5 protein-coding genes are annotated in these 4,580 nt (G+C 43.5%); 1 reads left to right on the top strand and 4 read right to left on the bottom strand.

Going from position 1 to position 4,580, the window contains the following annotated elements; all coding sequences use genetic code 11:
- Position 1: 1 nt before the first annotated feature.
- The 4 genes from PRECH8_RS14675 to PRECH8_RS14175 form a co-directional block, all read right to left on the bottom strand.
- Positions 2-127 (bottom strand): hypothetical protein, encoded by a 126-nt coding sequence (locus PRECH8_RS14675; protein WP_276569123.1) that lies wholly within the window; start codon positions 125-127, stop codon positions 2-4.
- Positions 128-131: 4 nt separating this feature from the next.
- Positions 132-689 carry an RNA polymerase sigma factor gene (locus tag PRECH8_RS14185; RefSeq protein ID WP_200967741.1) on the bottom strand — a complete coding sequence of 186 codons (558 nt, stop codon included), beginning with the start codon at positions 687-689 and terminating at the stop codon, positions 132-134.
- A 662-nt stretch (positions 690-1,351) separates the two neighbouring features.
- Positions 1,352-1,882: a hypothetical protein gene (locus PRECH8_RS14180; RefSeq protein ID WP_200967740.1), complete on the bottom strand. Its 531-nt coding sequence runs from the start codon at positions 1,880-1,882 to the stop codon at positions 1,352-1,354.
- 168 nt (positions 1,883-2,050) lie between these two features.
- On the bottom strand, positions 2,051-3,421 hold the full coding sequence (locus PRECH8_RS14175) for a peptidoglycan DD-metalloendopeptidase family protein (protein ID WP_200967739.1): 1,371 nt from the start codon (positions 3,419-3,421) through the stop codon (positions 2,051-2,053).
- Positions 3,422-3,899: 478 nt separating this feature from the next.
- Here PRECH8_RS14175 and PRECH8_RS14170 point away from each other — a divergent pair, with 478 nt between their 5' ends.
- On the top strand, positions 3,900-4,298 hold the full coding sequence (locus PRECH8_RS14170) for a copper amine oxidase N-terminal domain-containing protein (RefSeq protein ID WP_200967738.1): 399 nt from the start codon (positions 3,900-3,902) through the stop codon (positions 4,296-4,298).
- Positions 4,299-4,580: the final 282 nt, after the last annotated feature.

Here is a 4,580-nt window from a genome sequence, read left to right as displayed (position 1 = left end):
ATTAAGCTGCGAAAGTTGAGTGTTTAACTTTTTCCCATGAGGACAAACTGTCCGGAATCCCTTTAATTTCTTTAATCGCCTGATCATAGTACTGATCAAACATCTTCTCGAACTCTGCTTCCTTCATAAAATCACATCCAATCGAATTTCATCTTGTTTTTGATCTCTTTGCGTGCGCGATGCAATTTCTGCTTCACATTGTTTTCTGGAAGATCCAGTTGTTCTGAAATCTCCTTGTAACTCAACCCCTGTGACCTAAGTTCAATTAATATTCGATATTCCTGCTTCAGACAACCCAGGTAGTACTTTAAACTCTCCAGAAATATCTTTGATTCCACTTCGTCCTCTACCGAATAATTGAATTGAGCATCAATATCCCATACACTTTCCAGATCCGTATGGGCGTTTCTCTTTTTTTTCCCTCTTAAATAATTATATGTCGCATTTCGCAAAACGACTTTGATCCAACCTCTTAACTTATTCACATCGTCATTAAAGTCCATACGAGGCACTTTATCGATCACTTTGATGAAGACTTCCTGCAATAAGTCTTCTGTTGATTGATGATCTCGCAAAATAAAAAAAATGGTTCCGTAATATGTCCTGTAAAATGTCTGGTATACCAGTTTCTGAAGGCTTGGTTGAAGTCCGTAAAAATCAGTTAACAACCATATCAACTTTTCATCCATTTCGATCCCTTTCCAGGAGTCATTTATTGTCTATATATCATATATTACCTATTTATCGTACTTCCTGTAAATGAAGTATAATGCAAATTGAAGATCTAATGATGGTGCATCCCCAAGAAGTCGAAGCCTCTTCTCCTGTCCAGAGCCCGACAATGCGCGTTTTCGTGGGGTTCAGGGTGAGTTCCAAGCGTTCCATGTTCGCACGTATGAGTTCATACGCCCGCTCAGCTTCCTTCCTCGTTTTGCAGATGACCACCAGATCGTCCGCAGAACGCGTCAGTTCCCCAAGCCCCTTGCCATGTCGTTCCCACAGATCACCGTCGAGATCCCCAACGGGGCTTCCATGGCCTTCGTCTATAGTCGCGAGACTCGGCTTCCTCTCTTCCCCCTCGCGGGACCTTTTTGACGACGCGGCAGGATTCACTTCATGTTACGGCCTGGTATGTTGCTCGCCCTGTCTCTGACAGGTACTTTCGTCGATGCGCTTCTACGTACAGATTTCGTCATACGCAGGCATCCTAGCTACACGGGGGCTTGGCCCCTCCCGTGACCGGACTTTCACCGGATAGAAGATGCGTGCTTCGCTGGGCACGCCGACCAAAAAAAGCAGAGTGTTTGCCAAGACACTCTGCTCACATGATGAGATTCCAGCTTCAAGCGATCTACCTCAGGTATGTTCTTTTTTCAAGCAATAATTTCCCATTCGATATTGAGAAATCTAACTGATATTTCTGTTCATCACCGGCAAAATCAATGCCACTCAGCAAAAACGTTGCAGATTGCTCCGATCGAGACGTGAGGGAGATTTCACTTGAAGACCATTCATCTAAACTGTACATGGACCAATCTCCATCAGGAACGTAATATGTGCGCGTACCCTCGTCATACTTATAGATATCTTCCACGTGAATTTGCACTAACTCCGGCCCATATACCTGAGATAAATGATCCTTGACCGTTTGGATGTCCTTATCAGAAAGATTGGACGTTTTGCTTCTCAACGTTTCATCTTGGAATCTGGAAATATCTTTCAACCACGAAAGTTGAGTTTCTTCATCGGCTTCCAAAATGGAGACAGACATATCCGGTACGATTATTTTTTGAAGATTGGTTTTAAATTCATCCTTATCGGTGCAGCCAACCAGTAAGATAAAGATCAGGACAAGGATTATAGAAGCCGCTGTCTTTTTCATAAGACCCCTCCCATACAATGTATTGCATACTCCTGTTTGTAAGAACTTCACAAGCAATCCAACTTTCACCCCGGGGCTCTTCCTTCAGACACACAAGGTTTTGCCATTACATCGCTGCTGCTCTGTCGCTCCAGCTTCGATAAACCTCTGATCCTTAAACCTTTGATCTTAATAGCCCGGGAATTGCGTCAATGGATCAATGTCCGTTGTACTTGAACATGTCGATGTTGTGCACGTCCGGATTTCGAAATGTAGGTGCACGCCTGTTGTTCCGCTAACGCTGCCGGTATTCCCCATAACACCAATCACATCTCCTGCTTTGACAGTATCATATTGGTTTACAGAAACACTGTGGAGATGTGCGTACCTGGTCTGATAATAGACTCCATCTACATTATGGTTGATATATATGACTCGACCATATCCAGTGGATGGATTATCTGGAGTTTCAACTTTGGCAACAGTTCCATCCCAAGCTGCGGCAATATTGTTGGCCTTGTAGCACTGTTTACCGCCATTGCATTTGTTTGTTTCGCTTGTAGCTGTCAGGAGCGAAGCCGTATAGTTAATGTCAATTCCTGCATGATCCGGGCGACTTGATGTTCTGTATCCCGAATTAATTGTCGTATTCCATAGTACTGGCCAATGCTTGTTAATTCTCCATCTCAAGTTATAATAAGAGGTCGTGTTCGGGCCTGAGAATCTGGTCACCTTTAAATAATAGGTGCCTGCTTCAAGGTCTTTGTTCAGAAGAAGTTCATTACTGTTTCCAGAGTTAACTCCGCTCCAGATCGGAGTAGTTGTGTTACTGCTAGAATAGAGACGTACGTCATAGTCACTTCCGGAAGGAATATTCCCCAGGAAGATGTTCACAAATGCCCTGTAGCTCAGAGTGAATTTCCACCAGTCTTCTGTGTCTTCAGTAGTCGAGAAATTACCATAGTTGTCGTCGCCACTGTATGAAGTATTAGCAGAAGAGTATGAATTATTAGGTTCTGTTTCATATCTGGAGGCAAAGGGCACGATCATAGAGCTGTCTTTCAAGGTGTAATCGCTAAATTGACTGATGTTGTTTAAAATCTCGCCGTCTCGTATCAGAATCGTTGTGGAGAAGTGTATGTCCCCGTTAGATAAAGTGAGATCGATATTGGTATTATTGATGTCTACCGGTATGCTGACATCGTTAAAGTTTTGTCCCTTCAAAGTAAAGGGGGCTTCCTCTGACAAGGCCTTCAGGTTCATCTCCTTCTGCAGGATGGTTTGAACAGGTTGGGTGGTCTTGATTTCCAATGATACAGGCACATCCGTCTCCAGATTAATACGAACATGGCTCTTATCAATGAAGCTTATATCAAAGTTTTTGATCGGCTTTGGGAATAGAGCCATATCCAAAGGTGGAGCCTCCAACTCCTCATAATTATAGATATAATTTGGATCTCCGCCATCAATTAGTGCTGAATTGACCCAGATACCATTTGGTATCGTCAAAAGAACCATAGCCAGAAATAATGGCAACATTCTAGACAAGAACTTTTTCATCATTATTTCACACCCATTCTTTAATGATATTTTTGATAGAAAAGATACATTGCACAGTTGCAATCACCACGATGTACTTTACAGCGGAATGGTCAATCGAATCACTAAAAACACCTCCATATTTCCAGAGATTAACGATAGACTTTGATGACTTTACCAGCTTCTATCTTATGAACACATGAAAAATGAAAAAGTTATACTTCAAGAGAACATCCCAGCCATGAGGTAACCGCCATGTACACTGTTGCATGAGGCTTCCCCTTTCTGAGTGTTTGTTTGACGTATTTCACTCTACCAAGAAGGGAAGCCTTTTTCCATGCTTTTAAACATTGTTTCACCAATTATTCCTTTTTACTGCCCACAAACATTTTACACTCACTTCTGTTACCAGTAGAGTAGTTTAGGCTTTAAAATTGGTCTTTTCTCCCATTGTCATTTTCCTTTATAATAAGAGCGATTAGGTAATGGAGGTACGTTCATGGTAGTTCGAAAGAAGTTAGGCAGAGCAGTTCTCAGCGCAGTGATCGCGGGAAGCGTATGTTCAGGAGTACCCGCTCTCGCAGCGGAAAATGCTTCGGCAGCATCCGTCCAACAAGCCCAATTCGAAGAAGTCAATGTCACGATTGACGGCGTCCTCCAACACTTCCCCCAATCCGCGATCCTCTACAAGGGAAGCACGATGGTTCCCATGCGCGGGGTATTCGAGGCATTGGGCGCGGAACTCTATTGGTCCGGTAGGTTCCAAACGGTAAAGGCGATAAAAGGTTTAACCGTCGTTCGACTTTCGGTAGGCGACTCCAAGGTTTCAATCAACGGCCGATCTCCGCGCGGCGCTTGGAAGAAGTATGGCGGTGGCCGCTTTCGAGTACCAGCTTGAGATGGCGCTGGGCGAGGGAAAGCAGATGCCGCTCGGTGGCGGGGTCGATATCCAGAAGGTACAAATGGATGGGCTTGGACATGAAAAACGCCTCCTCGGAAGTTTGTTGTATGTTAGCTTCCGGGGGGCCAGTTTTCAATATTTGCAAACTATTTTTTGTATAAGTCTAACCAATATAGTTACTATAACTCAACTTTCGCACCTTGAAAATTAGTGTTAAGCCTTGATAGGGCTAGGATTTTCTCTTGAAAAATCTCGTTCTTGACAGAAAAACACCTTTCT

The sequence above is a fragment of the Insulibacter thermoxylanivorax genome (assembly GCF_015472005.1).
Classification (GTDB): domain Bacteria; phylum Bacillota; class Bacilli; order Paenibacillales; family DA-C8; genus Insulibacter; species Insulibacter thermoxylanivorax.
Note: the sequence above shows the minus strand (reverse complement) of the source record. Positions and strands in the feature narration are given on the sequence as shown.